21 protein-coding genes are annotated in these 18601 nt (G+C 31.3%); 17 read left to right on the forward strand and 4 right to left on the reverse strand.

Annotated features, from left to right (window positions below):
• Positions 1 to 37: 37 nt before the first annotated feature.
• From BHX94_RS03455 to BHX94_RS03465, 3 genes are read left to right on the forward strand one after another with little or no spacing between them, the layout of a single operon-like run.
• Positions 38 to 1222 (forward strand): LysM peptidoglycan-binding domain-containing protein, encoded by a 1185-nt coding sequence (locus BHX94_RS03455; RefSeq protein ID WP_111744909.1) that lies wholly within the window; start codon positions 38 to 40, stop codon positions 1220 to 1222.
• Positions 1223 to 1245: 23 nt separating this feature from the next.
• Positions 1246 to 1887, forward strand: a complete 642-nt coding sequence (locus BHX94_RS03460; protein ID WP_096076435.1) for a CBS domain-containing protein — start codon at positions 1246 to 1248, stop codon at positions 1885 to 1887.
• A gap of 51 nt (positions 1888 to 1938) precedes the next feature.
• Positions 1939 to 2913: a YpdA family putative bacillithiol disulfide reductase gene (locus tag BHX94_RS03465; protein ID WP_111744910.1), complete on the forward strand. Its 975-nt coding sequence runs from the start codon at positions 1939 to 1941 to the stop codon at positions 2911 to 2913.
• Positions 2914 to 2937: 24 nt separating this feature from the next.
• Here BHX94_RS03465 and BHX94_RS03470 read toward each other — a convergent pair whose 3' ends face one another.
• Positions 2938 to 3900, reverse strand: coding sequence for an asparaginase (locus BHX94_RS03470; protein WP_111744911.1), 963 nt, complete (start codon positions 3898 to 3900; stop codon positions 2938 to 2940).
• 75 nt (positions 3901 to 3975) lie between these two features.
• Between BHX94_RS03470 and cmk the strand changes: the two genes are divergently transcribed.
• The 13 genes from cmk (at position 3976) to BHX94_RS03535 (ending at position 14418) form a co-directional block, all read left to right on the forward strand.
• Entirely contained in the window at positions 3976 to 4632 is a 657-nt protein-coding gene (gene cmk / locus BHX94_RS03475) for a (d)CMP kinase (protein ID WP_111744912.1), read from the forward strand.
• Between the two features lie 81 nt (positions 4633 to 4713).
• Positions 4714 to 5874 carry a 30S ribosomal protein S1 gene (gene rpsA / locus BHX94_RS03480; protein WP_111744913.1) on the forward strand — a complete coding sequence of 387 codons (1161 nt, stop codon included), beginning with the start codon at positions 4714 to 4716 and terminating at the stop codon, positions 5872 to 5874.
• 127 nt (positions 5875 to 6001) lie between these two features.
• The gene (gene der, locus BHX94_RS03485) at positions 6002 to 7312 is read left to right on the forward strand and encodes a ribosome biogenesis GTPase Der (protein ID WP_096076440.1); all 1311 of its coding nucleotides are present in this window, start codon (positions 6002 to 6004) and stop codon (positions 7310 to 7312) included.
• A 12-nt stretch (positions 7313 to 7324) separates the two neighbouring features.
• The gene (locus BHX94_RS03490; protein WP_096076441.1) at positions 7325 to 8323 is read left to right on the forward strand and encodes an NAD(P)H-dependent glycerol-3-phosphate dehydrogenase; all 999 of its coding nucleotides are present in this window, start codon (positions 7325 to 7327) and stop codon (positions 8321 to 8323) included.
• Between the two features lie 9 nt (positions 8324 to 8332).
• Complete coding sequence (locus BHX94_RS03495; protein WP_096076442.1) at positions 8333 to 8539, forward strand: DUF2768 family protein; 207 nt, start codon at positions 8333 to 8335, stop codon at positions 8537 to 8539.
• Positions 8532 to 9245, forward strand: coding sequence for a hypothetical protein (locus BHX94_RS03500; protein ID WP_111744914.1), 714 nt, complete (start codon positions 8532 to 8534; stop codon positions 9243 to 9245). Before BHX94_RS03495 ends, BHX94_RS03500 begins: the two co-directional genes overlap by 8 nt.
• Before the next feature lie 120 nt (positions 9246 to 9365).
• A complete protein-coding gene (locus BHX94_RS03505) occupies positions 9366 to 9638 on the forward strand; it encodes an HU family DNA-binding protein (protein WP_096076444.1) in 273 nt (90 codons plus the stop codon).
• A gap of 118 nt (positions 9639 to 9756) precedes the next feature.
• Positions 9757 to 10152 (forward strand): hypothetical protein, encoded by a 396-nt coding sequence (locus BHX94_RS03510; protein WP_111744915.1) that lies wholly within the window; start codon positions 9757 to 9759, stop codon positions 10150 to 10152.
• A 40-nt stretch (positions 10153 to 10192) separates the two neighbouring features.
• Positions 10193 to 10900 carry a demethylmenaquinone methyltransferase gene (locus BHX94_RS03515; RefSeq protein ID WP_111745087.1) on the forward strand — a complete coding sequence of 236 codons (708 nt, stop codon included), beginning with the start codon at positions 10193 to 10195 and terminating at the stop codon, positions 10898 to 10900.
• Positions 10901 to 10921: 21 nt separating this feature from the next.
• Positions 10922 to 11893, forward strand: coding sequence for a hexaprenyl-diphosphate synthase large subunit (hexs-b, locus tag BHX94_RS03520; protein ID WP_242446644.1), 972 nt, complete (start codon positions 10922 to 10924; stop codon positions 11891 to 11893).
• 72 nt (positions 11894 to 11965) lie between these two features.
• On the forward strand, positions 11966 to 12412 hold the full coding sequence (gene ndk, locus BHX94_RS03525; RefSeq protein WP_111744917.1) for a nucleoside-diphosphate kinase: 447 nt from the start codon (positions 11966 to 11968) through the stop codon (positions 12410 to 12412).
• A 145-nt stretch (positions 12413 to 12557) separates the two neighbouring features.
• Entirely contained in the window at positions 12558 to 14153 is a 1596-nt protein-coding gene (locus tag BHX94_RS12975) for an SNIPE associated domain-containing protein (RefSeq protein ID WP_111744918.1), read from the forward strand.
• Positions 14154 to 14223: 70 nt separating this feature from the next.
• On the forward strand, positions 14224 to 14418 hold the full coding sequence (locus BHX94_RS03535) for a hypothetical protein (protein ID WP_111744919.1): 195 nt from the start codon (positions 14224 to 14226) through the stop codon (positions 14416 to 14418).
• Between the two features lie 5 nt (positions 14419 to 14423).
• Here BHX94_RS03535 and BHX94_RS03540 read toward each other — a convergent pair whose 3' ends face one another.
• The 3 genes from BHX94_RS03540 to BHX94_RS03550 all read right to left on the reverse strand — a co-directional run bounded on the left by BHX94_RS03540 (position 14424) and on the right by BHX94_RS03550 (position 18133).
• The gene (locus BHX94_RS03540) at positions 14424 to 15047 is read right to left on the reverse strand and encodes a hypothetical protein (protein WP_111744920.1); all 624 of its coding nucleotides are present in this window, start codon (positions 15045 to 15047) and stop codon (positions 14424 to 14426) included.
• Between the two features lie 900 nt (positions 15048 to 15947).
• Positions 15948 to 17198: a tyrosine-type recombinase/integrase gene (locus BHX94_RS03545; protein WP_111744921.1), complete on the reverse strand. Its 1251-nt coding sequence runs from the start codon at positions 17196 to 17198 to the stop codon at positions 15948 to 15950.
• A 35-nt stretch (positions 17199 to 17233) separates the two neighbouring features.
• The gene (locus BHX94_RS03550) at positions 17234 to 18133 is read right to left on the reverse strand and encodes a helix-turn-helix domain-containing protein (protein ID WP_111744922.1); all 900 of its coding nucleotides are present in this window, start codon (positions 18131 to 18133) and stop codon (positions 17234 to 17236) included.
• Positions 18134 to 18279: 146 nt separating this feature from the next.
• On the opposite strand from BHX94_RS03550, the gene BHX94_RS03555 reads away from it, so the two are divergent.
• Complete coding sequence (locus BHX94_RS03555; protein WP_111744923.1) at positions 18280 to 18522, forward strand: DUF739 family protein; 243 nt, start codon at positions 18280 to 18282, stop codon at positions 18520 to 18522.
• Positions 18523 to 18601: the final 79 nt, after the last annotated feature.

The raw sequence follows: 18601 nt of genomic DNA on the forward strand, positions 1-18601 counted from the left end.
ATGTATTATTAAAATATTAATTAAGTGGGTGGATATTTTGTCAAGAGATAAATTCAAAGATGAATTTGAAAAAAGTAAACAGAAAATTGAACGTGAAAGTCATGAATTGACAGACCAAGATCAAACTGTTGAAAATGAAGCAGTTAATGAAGATAAAGTGGATAGTGAACATTTAAATAAAGCTGAATCAAATGAAATATTTCCACCACGCGGGGCTTCAAGAAGAAATCGATCTCAGGAACGAAAAAATCGTGAAAAATCAATTCAACCCGATGAAAAAGTAACTTCCGATGTGCATACAGATAAAGATGCTGTTGAAACTAACGAAGAAGTGGTTAAAGGAAATAAAAAAAGAGATCGATCAATTATTGCATCAGCAACGGGTGTTGGTGGAAGTGTAGTTGGAAATACTGCTTCTAATAAAACTGGTATCCATGGTAATAAGAACAATAAAAATAAAGCTGAACAACTGTCAGAAAAAGAATCTTCACAAAAAGAATCTAAGAATAATAATAAGAAAAAAGCTGCAGCAGGTGCTGCGATAGTTGGGGCGGGTGCAACTGGTCCTGCCTCAAATGCAACAGCAGCAAATAAAAAGCTGCAGGACCATAAAAAGATTGAAGACAAAAAAGAAGATGATGATAATGGAATGAAGAAGTATTTACCGTTTCTTGCAGCAATATTATTATTGATCCCTATTATTTTCTTATTAAGTAACTTCATTAATAATCAGGATGAAGGCAAACCTAAAACAGAAGAAGTTGTTGTTAACAAGGGTAAAGAAAATAAAGATAAAACTGCAGCAACTAAATCAACAGAAGAAAAAGCAACAGAGGAAAAAGCAACAGAGGAAAAAGCAACAGAAGAAAGCACTAAAACAACTGAAGAGGCAACAACTGAGAATGCAGTAGCAGAGAAAGAAAGTACAGAAGATACTACTGCAAATTCAAATAATAATGGTACTGCAACAAACAACACTGATACAGCAACAAATAGTAACAGTACAACTACAAATAATAATGCCGAAAATGGCACTTCAACTAATAGTACAGTGACTAATGGTGGTGCATCACATGTTGTTGGTGCAAAAGAAAATTTATACCGTATCGCAATTAAATATTATGGTAGTGGCTCACCTGAAAACGTTGAAAAAATCAGAAGAGCAAATGCTATTTCAGGTAATAATCTTTCAGCTGGTCAAACATTAGTAATTCCAGAATAATTAAATACAAAGGGGATGGATTTATGTACTTAAAAACAATTATGATACCTAAAGAAAAATGCTACGTTGCAAATCCTAATGACACAATTAAAAGTGTATTGGATAAATTAGAGCATCATGGTATTGACGGTATGCCTGTAGTAGAAGAAGGAAAATATTTAGGTACCGCTACAAAATATGAAATCTTTAGACATTTCTTCTTTATGAAAACGCCGAAATTACGTGATGAATTTGTTGAACAGACAAAAATTGGTGATATATTACCGTTAGATGAATATAGTGTAAACGATTCAACTTTCTTTGAAGAATCATTTTTAACTTTACAGGATTTTCCGATACTTAGTATTATTAATGACCGCAATGAATTTTTAGGTGTGGTCACGCGATATGATGTTATGGAACAATTTAAATCTGCATTTGGTATGAGTAAACCGGGTGTACGTATTGCGATTACTTCTATTGATGCAGAAGGACGTATTAAACGTCTAGCTTCAGCTCTATCTAAATTTAAATTAAATGCGATTTCGTTTGTTACATTTGATGAAACAGATAAAATGCATCGCAGAATGATTGTTAAAGTTGAAGACCATAAAAATATTAAGAAGTTTACTAAATATTTAAAACAAAATGGATTTAAAGTATTAGATATTCAGGAAGATAATTAATAAAAGAGGACTCTTTAGCCGGAGTCTCTTTTTTTTCGGAAGGTGAAACGAGTGTTTAAGATTGAAAGTATTATTATTGGAGCAGGTCCATGTGGATTATCTGCAAGTATAGAACAGAAAAAAGCTGGCATTGAAAATATTGTCATTGAAAAAGGAAATGTGGTTGAAGCAATCTATAATTATCCAACACATCAAACATTCTTCTCTACTAGTGAAAAGTTAGGGATCGGTGATGTGCCCTTTATTGTAGAAGAGCATAAACCGAAAAGAAACCAGGCATTAGTATATTATCGCACAGTGGTCAAGCATCATGATTTAACAATACATGCGAATGAAGAAGTGATTAAAGTTGAAAAGCTTCATGATAGTTTTGTCGTAAGTACGAGTAAAGCGACGTATGAATGTACATATCTTACAGTTGCGACTGGTTATTATGGTCAGCATAATACACTCGCTGTTCCGGGAAGTGACCTGCCAAAGGTGCACCATTATTTTAAAGAGGCACATCCTTATTTTGATCAGGATGTATTAATCATCGGTGGAAAGAATTCAGCGATTGATGCTGCATTAGAACTTGAGAAGGCTGGTGCACGCGTTACTGCAGTGTATAGAGGAAGTACTTATTCTAAAAGTGTGAAACCATGGATTTTACCGCTCTATGAATCTCTTGTTAATCATGATAAAATTAAATTATATTTTGAAAGTCATGTAACAAACATTGATGAATCAACTGTTTCGATTAATACGCCGGACGGTGAAATCAATATAAAAAATGATACAGTGTTTGCAATGATCGGTTATCATCCGGATTATGAATTTTTAGCATCAATGGGTATTGAACTTGTGACAAATGAATATGGTACTGCGCCATTTTACGATCGCGAAACAATGGAAACAAATGTCGAAAATCTGTATATAGCTGGTGTTATTGCAGCAGGTAATGATGCCAATACAATTTTTATCGAGAATGGAAAATTTCATGGTGGTATGATTGTAGAAAGCATTTTAGCTAAAAAGTCAAAATAAAAATAGGACAGCAATGTCCTATTTTTATTTGCTGAAATAAGTATTTAAATCATCTTGATTCAAATGATTGCTTAAAGCAATTAATAGTTTAAGTCTTGCTTTCTGACCGTTTAATCCATTCGAGAAAATAAGTCCTTTTTCCTTTAATTCATAGCCGCCACCTTCATAGTGATATGTATTACTTGCAATGCCGTTAAAGCAGCGAGATACAAGTACTACCGGAATTTCTGCATCAATCAGTTTATTGATGCCGGCTAAACTAGAAGGCGGTAAATTTCCCTGTCCTAGTGCTTCGATTACTAAGCCATCGTAGTTTTGATCTGCAAAGAATGAAAGTAATGCTTCATCAAGATCACTATGTGCTTTGATTAATCCAACTTTTTTTGTTTCATCTACTTTTACAAGTGGATGATTCAATATCGGTAAATGATGGAAATAAACATTATTTTTAGTGACGATACCGAGTGGTCCGTAATTAGGACTCTGGAAAGTACTCGTATTAGATGTGTGTGTTTTAGTGACGTTAGTTGCACTATGAATTTCATCGTTAAATACGACTAATACGCCTTTATTTTGACTTGCTTCGTGACATGCGACTTTTATCGCAGAAATATAGTTATATAATCCATCTGATCCAATCTCATTTGAAGAACGCATTGCACCAGTTAATATGACCGGAATACTTACATTCAGTGTTAAGTCCAGAAAATATGCAGTTTCTTCTAAAGTATCGGTTCCATGAGTGATTACGATACCATCATAATTCTCATTATAGATTTCCTGAATAATTTTCTTTCTAAGTTCATTCATGTGCTGAATGGTAATATGTGGTGAGGGCACTTGAAAAGGGTGGATTTCAGTAATGTTAGCATAAGCATCTAACTGGATATTCGACATCGGATTGACTTCGTTTGTTGTAACGTATCCTTCCGCATTTTCTGACATACTGATTGTACCGCCAGTATGCATCACAAGAATATTTTTCATTTTTATCCTCCAAATATACAACGTATAACTACTATGATAAAATAATTAAGATTAAACGACAAGGTAGGTAATAAGATGAAAAAGATAAATATTGCAGTGGATGGTCCTGCTGCTGCTGGAAAAAGTACCATTGCAAAACTTGTCGCAGCTGAGCTTGGCATGGTTTATGTCGATACAGGTGCGATGTACCGTGCAATGACACTTGCGCATTTAGCACAACCTGCAATAGGTTTAGAAACGCTCGTTCAAAATATCAATTTGAAAATCGTAAATGACAACGGTCAAAAAATTTATTTGAATGGTGAAGATGTTTCCGAACGCATTCGGGAAAATGATGTTACTTTGAATGTAAGTCATGTGGCAAGTCAAAAAGCTGTAAGAGAAAAATTAGTGGGTATTCAGCAGGAATTGACAGCAGCAAAAGGTGTTGTAATGGATGGACGAGATATCGGTACACATGTGATTCCTGATGCAGAACTTAAAGTGTATATGATAGCTTCTGTTACTGAACGTGCTGAAAGAAGACTAATCGACAATCAGCAGCGTGGAATTGAAGCAAATTTCGAAGATCTCGTTAAAGATATAGAACGTCGTGATCATCTCGACATGACTCGGGAAATTTCACCTTTAGTTAAAGCGAATGACGCTATCGAGATTGATACAACTGGTATGACGATAGAAGCGGTGAAAGGTAAAATCATTACATTAGCACGTGAAATTATTGAGAATTAAAGCGAATTTCTTGACTTTATCATCAATTTATAAGAAGTTTATTATAAGCTATAAGCTGTAAACTTTGAGGAGGCGTCCCTAATGACAGAAGAATTTAACGAAAACATGATTTTAGAAATTAATGAAGGTGACAAAGTAAAAGGCACTGTTCAATCAATTGAAGAGAAACATGTTGTATTGCAATTAGATGGTGCTAAATATGATGGAATTATTCCAATCAGCCAATTATCAAGCTTACGTGTTGAGAACGCGGAAGATGTTGTTAAAGTTGGCGATGAAATTGAAGCTTATGTGACTAAGATTGAAGATAAAGAAGAAGATGGTCACTACATCTTATCTAAACGTAAATTAGATGAATCTGAATCATTTGAAACTTTACAACAAAAATTTGAAAACGGTGAAACTTTAGAAGCTGAAGTTAAAGAAGCTGTTAAAGGTGGATTGGTTGTTGATGTTGGCTTACGTGGTTTTATCCCGGCGTCATTAATTTCTACAAGCTATATTGAAGATTTCTCTGATTATGTTGGAAAAGTATTAACTTTAAAAATTGAAGAGTTAGATCAAGAAAAAAATAGAGTGATCTTGAACCATAAAGTGATTGAAGCTGAAGAAAACAAAGCTTTAAAATCAGAACGTCTGCAACAATTGGAAGTAGGTGCAGTTGTTGAAGGTGAAGTGCTACGTATGACAAACTTCGGTGCCTTCGTAGATATAGGCGATGTTGATGGATTAGTTCATATTTCTCAAATTACACATGACCATATTGATAAAGTAGAAGATGCATTATCAGTAGGTGATAAAGTTAAAGTTAAAATTTTAAGTGTTGATCCTGAAAATGAACGTGTATCATTATCTATTAAAGCTGCATTACCTGGACCATTTGAAACAATTGATGAAAAATTCAAAGTTGGAGATGTGGTTGAAGGTGAAGTAATGCGTCTAGCGAACTTCGGTGCATTTGTTGAGATTGATAAAGGTTTACAAGGACTTGTTCATATTTCTCAAATCAGTCACGATCATATTGGAAATCCAAGTGAAGTATTAGAAGCTGGTCAAAAAGTAAAAGTTAAAATTTTAGATATTAATAAAGAAGAAAAACGTATCGGTTTATCTATTAAAGCAACTGAAGAACAAACTGAAGACTTTGATACTTCTTATTTAAATAATCAAACTATAACTGACGAAGACGCACCAACTTTAGGTGATGTTTTCGGAGATAAATTCAAAGGTTTAAATTTATAATATAGTTTTTAGATGTCGATATGTATACAGATTATACTGTATACATATCGGCATTTTTTATATCGATTTGATAAACACACTTTCTATGTTAAAATAGAACAGATATTATTTGAGAGGAAGAACAAAATTGACAAAACCAACAATAGCGATTGTAGGCCGAGCGAATGTCGGCAAATCTACAATCTTCAATAGGATTATCGGAGAGCGTGTCTCAATAGTAGAAGATACGCCGGGGATTACGAGAGATAGAATTTATTCAAGCGGCGAGTGGTTAACACATGAGTTCAATATTATTGATACTGGTGGTATAGAACTTGGTGACGAACCTTTCCAGGAACAAATTCGTGCGCAAGCTGAGATTGCAATCGATGAAGCAGATGTCATTATTTTCATGGTTAATGGCCGCGATGGTATTACGATTGAGGATGAATTTGTAGCGAAATTATTATTTAAATCAAGTAAACCAGTGGTACTGGCAGTGAATAAAATTGATAATCCAGAAATGCGTACAGATATTTATGAGTTTTATTCTTTAGGATTTGGAGAACCTTTCCCGATTTCTGGTTCACACGGTTTAGGTATTGGTGATTTACTGGATGAAGCAAGTAAACATTTTCCTGAACAACCTGAAGAGGAATATGATGATAATGTCATTAAATTCTCTTTAATTGGTCGTCCAAATGTAGGTAAATCTAGTTTAATTAATGCAATATTAGGTGAAGAACGTGTAATCGTGTCACCTATTGCAGGTACAACGCGTGATGCAATTGACACGGTGTATACGTTTGAAGATCAGGAATACGTTATGATTGATACTGCTGGTATGCGAAAAAAAGGTAAAGTATATGAAACGACTGAACGTTATTCAGTACTGAGAGCATTAAAAGCGATTGAAAGATCAAATGTTGTATTGGTAGTGCTTGATGCTGATACAGGTATTATCGAGCAGGATAAGAAAATTGCCGGCTATGCACATGAAGCGGGTAAAGCTGTCGTCATCGTTGTAAATAAATGGGATACAGTTGAAAAAGATTCTAAAACGATGAAGAAATTTGAAGACAAAGTAAGAGAGAACTTCCAATTTTTAGATTATGCGCGTATTGCATTCGTTTCTGCCTTAGAAGGCAAACGATTAAAAACGTTATTCCCGTTCATCAATGAAGCAGGTGAAAATCACCGTAAACGTGTTCAAAGTAGTACTTTGAATGAAGTTATAACAGATGCTGTTGCAATGAACCCAACGCCAACACATAACGGCAGCCGATTAAATATCTTCTATTCAACACAAGTCGCTATTGAACCACCGACATTTGTTGTTTTTGTAAATGATGTAGAAATGATGCATTTCTCTTATAAACGATTCCTTGAAAATAGAATAAGAGCAGCATTTGGATTTGAGGGCACACCAGTTCATATTATTGCCCGTAAACGAAACTAAGGGGTGTAATTAATGACAAACGTTTCTGTATTTGGTACCGGAAGCTGGGGAACAGCACTAGCAAATGTTCTCGCTGATAACGGTCATAATTGTTTGATGTGGGGTAAAACTGAAACAACAATTAGAGCATTAAATGAGCAGCATACGAATCATAAATATTTACCTGAGACTCAATTGAATAAAAGTTTAAAAGCTACAACTGAGTTGAAACAAGCAGTGTTACATGCTGAAATATTAATTTTAGCTGTTCCGACAAAAGCGATACGTTCTGTAACGGCTCAAATCAATGAAGTAAGTGATGCACCAAAAATAATTATTCATGTTTCCAAAGGTATCGAGCCGTTAACTTTTAAACGTATCTCTGAAATGATTGAAGAGGAAATGGGTGCTGCGTTATTAAAAGGCGTTGGAGTATTAAGTGGTCCAAGTCATGCAGAGGAAGTTGCTGTTAAACAACCGACGACGGTAGCAGTTGCATCAAAAGATATATCTGTTGCTCGTATTGCTCAGGATTTATTTATGAATGAATATTTCAGAGTGTATACAAATGATGATTTAATCGGTGTTGAAATCGGTGGTGCATTGAAAAATATTATTGCATTAGCAGCAGGTATCACAGATGGTTTAGGTTATGGTGATAATGCGAAAGCTGCACTTATGACACGTGGTTTAGCTGAAATCACAAGACTTGGTACAAGGATGGGGGCTGATCCAATGACATTTTTAGGTTTAGCCGGAATTGGAGATTTAATTGTAACGTGTACATCTGTACATTCGCGTAACTGGAAGTGCGGGAACATGCTTGGTAAAGGAGCAACTCTTGATGAGGCTTTAGCTCAGATGGGAATGGTTGTTGAAGGTGTTAGAACTACTGAAGCAGCTTATGAAATGTCTAAAGCTTTTAATGTTGAAATGCCGATAACTACTGCGCTCTATAAATTATTATTTGAAGGATTAGATGTAAATACTGGTGTCATGGAACTGATGAGCCGAGAAAAAAAGAATGAATAGAGGGAAATTATGTTCAATATATCTAAAATGGACTTAATGTGGGTTTCTTTTTATTCATTAGGTCTTATGTTACTTGCTATGATGTTAATTTACGTAGCGCGTTTTAAAGTAAAAAATAAAATTTTAAATGTAATTGTTACAGGTTTAGCTTATATAGCACTTATTTTAAGTGCATTACTCATGTTTGTAGTGTTAGGTGGGTCGAGTCATGGGTAAAAGAATTTTTGGATTACTGGTTGCAGTATCATTTATCTTATCAGGCTGTATGTATCCGAAAGAGGAACTCGCTCAAAATCAAGTGGCGCCTGTTGATCAGTTAAAAATGGTTCAAAGTGCTGTCGATAGCTATCAAAAAGATAGCGGTGGTTTATTACCAATTAAAGAAAGAGATATGTCCTATGAAATTTACTTGAAACATCCTGTTGACTTTGAAAAATTAAAACCAAAATATTTATCTCAGTTACCAGGTAGTTCATTTGAAATGGGTGGGTACTATCAGTATGTTTTGATGGATGTTGAAAAAAATCCTACTGTTAAATTAATCGACTTAAGAACTTCTGAAACTTTGAAAAATTTAAGAATACGACTTGAGACAAAATCTGATACGCTCGCTTTAGGTAAAAAAATTGGACCGAACCTTTATAAGATTGACTATAAAAAATATGGTCTGAACAAGTATCCAACAGTAAAAAGTCCATATAGTGATGAAAGTTTACCGATTTATATTAATGGTGGAAATGAGTTTAAAATTGATTATGCAATTGACCTTGGCAAAAAGATTAATGAAAAAAATCTTAAGTTAGAAAAAGGTACTGATATCAGATACATTCTTTACAAGGATTCTCCAGTATTACCAGCATATTCTGTTCCTTATACAATAAATGAGAAAAATGAGCCAATTTTCAGAACAGTTGAGCATTAAAATGAAAAATTTATTTATTTTTTTGTATTAATCGTTGCAGTGACAACGTTTATTATGTTAAAGTCATTACAGAATGATACTTACGTATCATTTACATAACCTTTGGGGAGGTGAATTGACGTGAATAAAACAGACTTAATCAATGCGGTTTCAGAAAGTGCTAACTTAACTAAAAAAGAAGCAGGTTTAGCTGTTGATGCTGTTTTTGAATCAATTCAAAAATCATTATCAAATGGTGAGAAAGTACAATTAATCGGTTTTGGTAACTTTGAAGTTCGTGAACGTGCTGCTCGTAAGGGCCGTAACCCACAAACTGGTAAAGAAATCGATATTCCAGCTAGCAAAGTCCCAGCATTTAAAGCTGGTAAAGCATTAAAAGACGCAGTTAAATAATTGTGTTATAAAAAGCCCTATTAGGGCTTTTTATTTTTGTCATAATCAGTTTAATCTTGTTTAAATTTTCAAATATTAAGTTATAATAGAAAAAGAATAAGCGATAGAGGTATAGAAGATGAGTTATTATGAAAGATTTCTAAATGATATTGACGAATTAAAGAAACGATATCCTTTTTTTGAAATGATTCCAGTTAATCCGGAAATATTAACACAGACGACAATGCTAGATGTTGATGATCAGACGAAATGTGCAATACTTGCGATTGACACAAGTATGCGTATGCAGGATTTGGTGGACGATAGCAATAAAGATAGATATGTGCTGTCAACTGATTTATTAAGCGCTTTGTTCTATCGTTATTTAGCATCTCCTTTTCAACAATATCATTATCAGATACTTACTGACTGTGTCGCAAAACAGAATGAACTTAAGCAACAATTTTCTTATTCAAATGATCCTGCATTGAAAGAACAAATTGATAATATTTTTGTAATGCCTTTTATGGCTTAACTATACATAGATGAAAGTGGTGGCTTAAATGTCAAAACCAATGACAAGCGAAGAAAAAACTGAAATGGTACATAACGTCTTTCAAAACGTTTCAACAAAATACGATAAATTAAATGACATTATTAGTTTTAATCAACATAAAGCGTGGCGTAAATATACGATGAAGCAAATGAAAGTAAAAAAGGGTTCAAAAGCTTTAGATGTTTGTTGTGGTACAGGTGACTGGACAATTCAGATGGCTAATGCGGTAGGAACAGGCGGTCACGTTACCGGACTTGATTTTAGTGAGAACATGCTCGAAGTAGCAAAGACGAAAGTAAAGCGTTATGACAACATTGAACTGATTCATGGAAATGCCATGGATATGCCTTTTGAAGATAATCTATTTGATTATGTAACAATTGGATTCGGATTAAGAAACTTGCCGGACTTTGAGAAGGGTTTAGCTGAAATTTATCGTGTATTAAAACCAGGTGGCATGATTGTCGTTTTAGAAACAAGTCATCCGACCATGCCTGTTTTTAAAGAAGGATATACATTGTATTTCAAATACGTTATGCCATTATTCGGAAAAGTATTTGCAAAATCAATGAAAGAATACAGCTGGTTACAACAATCAGCTTTTGACTTCCCTGATAAATATACATTAGCAAAATTAATGGCATGTGTGGGTTTCACCCATATTAAATTTAAAGGATTTACCGGTGGCGTTAGTGCTATGCATAAAGCTTACAAACCTAAGAAATAATAAAAGAAATGGATGATTGCAATGAGTTATAAGTCATATTTAAAACCACATATCACAAGAGTTGAACAACAATTAAATCAAGTTATTCATAGCAACTCTAATGTGATACAACAGGCAAGTATGCATACTTTGCAATCAGGTGGTAAACGGGTCAGACCGATGTTTGTCCTACTTACTGGTTTGATGGGTGATAATAATCATTATAACCATCTCCTAAATACCGCAGTAAGCTTAGAATTAATTCATATGGCAAGTTTGGTACATGACGATTACATTGATAATAGTGATAAACGTCGTGGCGTAATGAGTGTACATGCTGCATTTGATAAAGATATTGCACTTAGAACAGGTCACTTTTTACTGGCTAAAGCATTAACAAATATCAGTGATATTAATCATACAGATTTTCATAAAGTATTTAGTCAAACAATTCTTGAAGTATGTTTCGGGGAATTTGATCAGATGGCAGATCGATTCCAGTATCCTATATCATTTACACAATACTTACGTCGTATTAATCGTAAAACAGCGATTTTAATTGAAGCAAGCTGTGTATTAGGTGCGATGAGTACGGAGGTTAACCGAGCATCATTATTCCATATTCGTAAATTTGGACATTATATCGGTATGAGCTATCAGATTATTGATGATATGCTTGATTATACAAGTGATGAAATAACATTAGGTAAGCCTGTTGCTAGCGATATTCGTAACGGTCATATCACATATCCATTAATGGCTGCTATAAATAATAAAGATAATTCTGAAAGATTAAAGTTAGAACAAACTATAATCAATCTGGAAAATGAACAAAACGAAGCGATATTTGAATTTATTATCAACAATGTAAGAACTTATGGCATTGAAGCTACAAAACGCTTAAGTAAACAGTATGCGGAAAAAGCAAAATATCATTTATATCAATTACCGGATAGCGATGAAAAAAAATACCTTCTGGAAATACATGAAAAAATGCTCTATCGCGTATATTAGGAATTGAAAGAAATCGCTTACAATGATAAAATATTCTAGGCTACACAAAAAACAATGAGGTAGGGATAAATAATGGAAAAAACTTTCTTAATGATTAAACCTGATGGCGTAGGACGAGGACTTGTAGGAGAAATCGTAAAACGCATCGAAAACAAAGGGATTAAAATTGTAGGTGCTAAATTAATGACAGTGTCTGAAGATTTAGCCAAGACACATTACGGAGAACATAGTGAAAAACCTTTCTTCGGAGAATTAGTTGATTTCATTACTTCTGGACCAGTTTTTGCAATGGTATTAGAAGGGGAGAATGTAGTGGAAATTGGACGTACATTAGTTGGTAAAACTAATCCTGCTGAAAGTGCACCAGGAACAATTCGCGGCGACTATGGTATGACAGTTGGTAAAAATATTATTCACGGTTCTGATTCAGTAGCATCAGCAGAAAAAGAAATCGCATTATGGTTCAAAGAAGAAGAAATTATAGATTACAACTTAGTAACAGCTACTTGGGTGTACTAATTATAATTTAGTTAATAAAATATTGTGGTTATAGGCTTTTTGAAAACCTATAACTACTTTTTTAAAATTTTTGATTAAAAAAAGGGCAGAAAAAGGGCAAAGTTTTTAAAAAGTAACTAATCTGTCTTAAAAAAGGAGAAATTTTTTGAAGAAATTTAATATGAAAGAGATATTTAAAATATCATATAAACAATCTGATTATTTAAAGACATTAGATAATGAAGATAAGAAAAAATTTAAAAAGCTACCTGAAGATGATAAAAATAGAATTGTATATGAATGGTTAGTAGAAACAGGTCAATGGGATAAAGAAAAAGTTAATGATAATCAAAATCGAAATGCTGAAATTAAAACTAATATTAATAATAATTCTATAACTGAGCCTAAAAAGAGTGGTTTATATACTTTTATTAGTATTGTTATAGTAATTTCTAGCTTATTAACGTTTGCTGAACCTACGTTCGCATTACTTACTTTAATATTAGTTATCATGTTACTTGTTAAATTTATAGGTGTTTCAAAGAAAGATGTTGAATATATACCTGATCTATATGATGTCAAACATAGTATTTACAATAGACAAGAAGAAAACAAAGTATTACAAACGGATAATGAAACTTTAGAAGAAAAAATACATAGCAATAAAAATATCTTAATTAAAATAGAAAAAGATATTGAGAACAAAAAGCATATTCTAAACGAAATTACTGAGCAAATTAAACCGAAACTTGAAGATTATAATTTTAATCTCTTATACCCTATTAATATGTTTGATGACATGTCATCATATGATATTAAAAACGAAATTAATGATTTGAATATGCAAGAAAAAAGAACATCTAATGTTAATGAAATAATTAATAATACTGACATTGATAATAAGAAACATGCTAAAAATCAATTAAAACAAATTATTACTTTGTTTAATGTCGAATGTGAGTTCTTATTTAATAAATTGACTTCAAATAATTTTGATACTACTTATAACAGGATTATTAAGAACTTTGAACAATTAAATAAGCTATTTGAAACAGATGGTGTTCATTTAGAAGATAGCTTTTTGCAAATTAAATTAAAAAAATTAGAACTATTTCACAGGTTACAAATAAAACTTCAAGAAGAGGCTGAAATTAGAAAAGAAGAAAGACTTAGAATAGCAGAAGAACAAAAAGCTGAAAGAGAACTCGAAAAGAAGAAGAATGAGATTGCTAAAGAGCAAAAACAATTTAATCAAGAGATTAGTAAATTAATGAAATACTTAGCTTCATCAAGTGACGAGGTACAAAAACAATTATATGTTGATAAAATTAACGAGTTAAATGGTAAAGTTGAGCAATTAGAAGAAGATAAAAAAGATGTAGAAAACCGTTTATTAAATACTCGTGCAGGTTATGTATATGTTATTTCTAATATTGGTTCGTTTGGTGAAAAGGTGCTTAAAATAGGTGTTACTAGACGTTTAGAACCTATGGATAGAATAAAAGAATTAGGTGATGCATCTGTACCATTTGAATTTGATGTTCATGCTTTAATATTTTCTGAAGATGCACCAAGACTTGAGAATATATTACATAATCATTTTAGAGATAGAGAAGTAAACAAAGTAAATCATAGAAAAGAGTTCTTTAATGTTGATTTAGAAGAAGTTGAACAGGTTGTTAAAGAAAATCATAACAATACAGTTAAATTTAATAAAGAGCCAATAGCACAACAGTATAGGGAATCTATGAGATATAAATAGTCAATTGCAAACAAATTTAAAGATACATACGTAAAAAAGCTTACAAAAGTAAGCTGTAGGAGATGAAGAAATGACATTTAATTTTAATAAAGGGCAAAATAATAGTTCTAATAAAAAAAATTCAAATAATGGACAACGACCTATTAATGAAGATATAGAAAAGCGTTATGACCCGAATTCTGACTATAAAAATTATAGGAATGGCTCTCATGAAAGAAAACCACCTACTGCACAAGAAGAAAGTTATTACTTTAATGAGGATTAAAGATTTTATATCTGCTTTTTTAATTTTAGAATTTCGATTATATAATTTTGCTCGGAGTTAATATATTTTAATTTTTCTGTAATATCATCTTTAAATTTATCCTCATTTATTGAATTTTTACATGGTTTAACAGTTAAATTAAGTTGATCTTGATTTGTAATTTCAAAATTAATTAACCATCCTTTTGTTTTGAGTTTGTTATTTTCATAATCATATAGTTCGATGAATATTAAGTGTGATTCATCTTCAAATAATTTTTCTATAACTGATAAAGAGTTCTTTTTCGTTAAATTTCTACTTTTTCGATATTTGTTTATATTTGATGAATATAATCTAAAAAGAGCTGGTAAAATTAAAATACTTATGAGAAAAATAATTGCTAAAGTTTGAAATAACGTTAGAAGTATATAAATTAAATCGAAATTTTTAATTAAGTTGTTTAATTTATACTCTTGCATATTCCAACCATAAAATAATAAAAAAATTATTAATGACAGAATAGAGAGAGCAGAAAGTGTACATTTTTTCATAAATTCATCTTGATTACCAATATTTGAGGTTTCTCTAAGATAAATATATGTCAATAAACCTGGCACACCAGATGTAATAAGAAAGATAATAAACGACATCAAAAACACATCCTTAAATTTTAATACTTTATATTTATTTAAAATTATACCAGAACGTACGTTCCGTTAAAAGTGTAAGTAATTTGGAATTAACAATAAATAAGATAACTTGTGTAAAACCTATTTTAAATTTATTTATAGTAATACCACTATATATTATGTATATCGTGATTATATGATCTAGACTAAGAAACTCTTAGACCAGATAAAAGCTGAAACGTATAATATACGTTTTAGCTTTATTTTGAAATAATGATTAAACAATGTTTACGTATAGGCACTATAACTTTTAGTTAGTGTGTTTACAATAAAAATTTAGCTTACTAAAACAAAAATAAATTAGTACAATAATGTACCTATCTTTAGAATAACTGTTCTCTAAACAAAAACTTTCATTGAGCATAGTCAAAATGAGTAAACAATAAATGCACCCTAAAAAATTAGTACACCACATCTTTGTGTTGTATTATGAATTTTTATATATCCTAAAAAGTCTAATCAAACTATTTTTTTAATGTATAATGGGGTGCGTGTTTCAAGATGCCCTTAAATCTACACAACATATTATAACCACATTTACAGAAAGGCAAGTTGGTATTCATTAATATCCCCAAATATGGGGTTATTATAATACGTCCAAGTATGGACGTATTATATTTATGTACACAAACTAATTTTAATTTGTGAACATAAAGTGATAGTCCCAACATTTCGCTTGTATAAGCACATTAATCAATATGCTTAATTTTGAGCGTATTTAATTATATTAGAGCCTAAATATCGGCTATACCAATCTAATTTAATTCTTATTATCAAATTTTGACTATAATAATACACTCAATATTGAAGATATTAATAAAATGATTGCTTCAAATAAAAAATGACCTGCAATAAGCTAGGTCATGATGTAAGTGATATTTCATCTAATTTTGTTATTAAATCTTTATCCATTTTTTCAGTAACATGTGAATATACCTGAAGTGTTGTTTTATGATCTGTATGTCCTACACGTTCCATAATGGCTTTTAACGATATACCTAACTGTGATAAAGTAGATATATGCGTATGACGTAATGTGTGAGTCGTTATACGCTTCTTTATTTTTTTAGGGTATTTATCATTAGAATTAATAAAATCGACTGTAGAAGCCAATTTTTCGTTAATTTTCTTAGTATGAATAGGATTACCATAAGTATTAGTGAAAACAAAACCACGATCTATATAATCATCTTCCCAATGTGCTGATTTCTTATTTTCCAGCATTATTATTTTTAATATTTGAATACTTCTATCAGAAAGTGAGATAGTTCTATAACTTCCCTCGTTTTTTGTTGTGTCTTTCACACCAAAAGTACCATCTTTTTTGTTAGTCTCCCAAATGATAGATCCATTAATTAATAGCTTTTTGTTTTTAAAGTCTATATTACTCTTTTCAATTGCCAATAATTCAGCAATACGCATGCCGTTTAGAGCTTGAAATTCAATTATAAGGGGAATTATCATATTGTTTCTCTTTCTCGTTGAAATGCGTCTCTGTGCGTTTAAATCATGCATTGCATTAATGAGTAATTTTAACTCGTCTATTTCAAGATAATTATTTCGCTTACTTTCTATGTCCTTTAAAGATTTAGCCTTATTAGGAACTACAATATCAGACAAGAAACTTATATCTGTAAGGCCATATACAACTGATACATGCTTAAATACTCGATTCAGTACCGATTTATAACTTGTCATTGCTGATTTACTTCTATCTTCTTTATTCCAGGCTATGAATATATCTTGTACTTGCTTATATTTATAATTCTTTATTAAATCATCTTCAGGAACTTTTAATTTAATAGCTTTTATAATACTTTTCTTTTCCAGGATTGTTGTTCTTTTTGCTCCTGATGTATTTGTATATATTTCAAGCCATTCATCACAAGCATTATGAACGGTTAAGCTATTCAGTGATTTACTAGCAGTATTACCTATCTTTTCATTTATCTTCTCATCTAACCGCTTCATAGCTTCTTTCTGTGAGGGTTTAGTATCTTTATTCATGACTACAGACACGCGTCGCCATTTTTCAGAGAGGGGATCTTTATATTTTTCATAGAAGCGGTACCTAGTATTACCTTCTTTGTCTATAAATGCTTCACACCACATATAATCACCTCATAACTATTTAAATATATTAATTTTTACTTATGTTTTTGATAGTACTCGTTAATAATATTTTCAAGATAATCTATATATTCTTTTTTAGAAGCGAAATTTTGAGGGTGTATTTCAATTTCTTTAATTGATTGTTCAAATTCATCTATATCTTCTATGGCTAGATTATAGAGATAAGCAATTTTTTTACTCTCTGACATAGGATATTTATTTTGCAAATCTTTAATTTTTTTCATAGCATTATCAAGTATATTATCTATGTCATTAATAAGTTGTTGTGATAAATTATTTTCTAATATATCTAGAACATATATATTTCTTTCATCGAATTCTATTTTCATTGACTCAGGGTATCTATCTATTTCTTCATCAGGCTTTAGATAATACAATGAATCTAAAGTGTTTAAGATTAAATTTTCATTTGTTTTTACCATATCTTTATAGTAATCTTTAAAAGTTTGCAAAAAATAAAAATAGATAACTGATTTATGTGTTGGTAATTTGTCTATTATATCCTGGGGAGATCTGAAAGTTTCTTCTAAAAAGGGTACAGATAATATTTTTTTTATAGAATAGATTAATATCGATTCGAATTCATAAGTATCTTTAAAATAATTTAGAGCCTTTATATCATAATCATTTAAAACATCAGATTTAATAATTTCATCATATATTTGCTTTCCAATATTCATGTATATTAGATCTTCATTAATTCTTTCTTTTTCTACATCAAAACCAGCAAGCCATTTTTCATTAACATTTAAAGCTTTTGCAATAAGATTTAACTTATCGTTTTTGGGTTCGTACTTTCCATTGATATAGTCACTTATTGAGTTTCTTCCAATACCTGTACTCTTTGATAATTCTGATTGGGATATGTTTTTTTCTTTTAGAACTAATTTAAGTCTACTACTGAATGAAGTCATTTTATCCCTCCTCTAAAAAGGAATATACCACTATATATAATAAACTTCAATAAAATTTGTACGGTTTTCTGTGCATTTTTTGTTGACATACTTAATTATATAGAATAAGATAGTTTTGTACAGAAAACTGAACTAGGAGGTTTTATATGTCGGATGTAAAATTTGATTATTCTCTATTAATCGAGAGAATGAATGAAATGAACTATACTAAAACTAAATTGGCTAAGGAAATGTCTATAGGTAGAACCACATTGAATGAAAAACTTTCAAATAATACACTTTTTAAACAAAATGAAATCAAATTGATGTGTAAACTATTAAAAATTAAAAGCTCAAAAATTAATGATTATTTTTTTAAAGAAGTTGTACAGAAAACCGTACAAAAATAATATGTGGGAGGGAGATTTTATGTGGAGAATATTAAAATCATCTATTTATTTAATTGTTATTTTTTGTGTAAGCAATACA

The organism is Macrococcoides bohemicum (assembly GCF_003259675.1).
GTDB classification, from domain to species: Bacteria; Bacillota; Bacilli; order Staphylococcales; family Staphylococcaceae; genus Macrococcoides; species Macrococcoides bohemicum.

Coding starts and splice junctions, on each gene's coding strand:
- BHX94_RS03460 (WP_096076435.1), top strand. CDS start 1,246: ATGTACTTAAAAACAATTATGATACCTAAAGAAAAATGCTACGTTGCA.
- BHX94_RS03470 (WP_111744911.1), bottom strand. CDS start 3,900: ATGAAAAATATTCTTGTGATGCATACTGGCGGTACAATCAGTATGTCA.
- cmk (WP_111744912.1), top strand. CDS start 3,976: ATGAAAAAGATAAATATTGCAGTGGATGGTCCTGCTGCTGCTGGAAAA.
- rpsA (WP_111744913.1), top strand. CDS start 4,714: ATGACAGAAGAATTTAACGAAAACATGATTTTAGAAATTAATGAAGGT.
- BHX94_RS03490 (WP_096076441.1), top strand. CDS start 7,325: ATGACAAACGTTTCTGTATTTGGTACCGGAAGCTGGGGAACAGCACTA.
- BHX94_RS03495 (WP_096076442.1), top strand. CDS start 8,333: ATGTTCAATATATCTAAAATGGACTTAATGTGGGTTTCTTTTTATTCA.
- BHX94_RS03500 (WP_111744914.1), top strand. CDS start 8,532: ATGGGTAAAAGAATTTTTGGATTACTGGTTGCAGTATCATTTATCTTA.
- BHX94_RS03510 (WP_111744915.1), top strand. CDS start 9,757: ATGAGTTATTATGAAAGATTTCTAAATGATATTGACGAATTAAAGAAA.
- BHX94_RS03515 (WP_111745087.1), top strand. CDS start 10,193: ATGACAAGCGAAGAAAAAACTGAAATGGTACATAACGTCTTTCAAAAC.
- hexs-b (WP_242446644.1), top strand. CDS start 10,922: ATGAGTTATAAGTCATATTTAAAACCACATATCACAAGAGTTGAACAA.
- ndk (WP_111744917.1), top strand. CDS start 11,966: ATGGAAAAAACTTTCTTAATGATTAAACCTGATGGCGTAGGACGAGGA.
- BHX94_RS03535 (WP_111744919.1), top strand. CDS start 14,224: ATGACATTTAATTTTAATAAAGGGCAAAATAATAGTTCTAATAAAAAA.
- BHX94_RS03540 (WP_111744920.1), bottom strand. CDS start 15,047: ATGTCGTTTATTATCTTTCTTATTACATCTGGTGTGCCAGGTTTATTG.
- BHX94_RS03545 (WP_111744921.1), bottom strand. CDS start 17,198: ATGTGGTGTGAAGCATTTATAGACAAAGAAGGTAATACTAGGTACCGC.
- BHX94_RS03550 (WP_111744922.1), bottom strand. CDS start 18,133: ATGACTTCATTCAGTAGTAGACTTAAATTAGTTCTAAAAGAAAAAAAC.
- BHX94_RS03555 (WP_111744923.1), top strand. CDS start 18,280: ATGTCGGATGTAAAATTTGATTATTCTCTATTAATCGAGAGAATGAAT.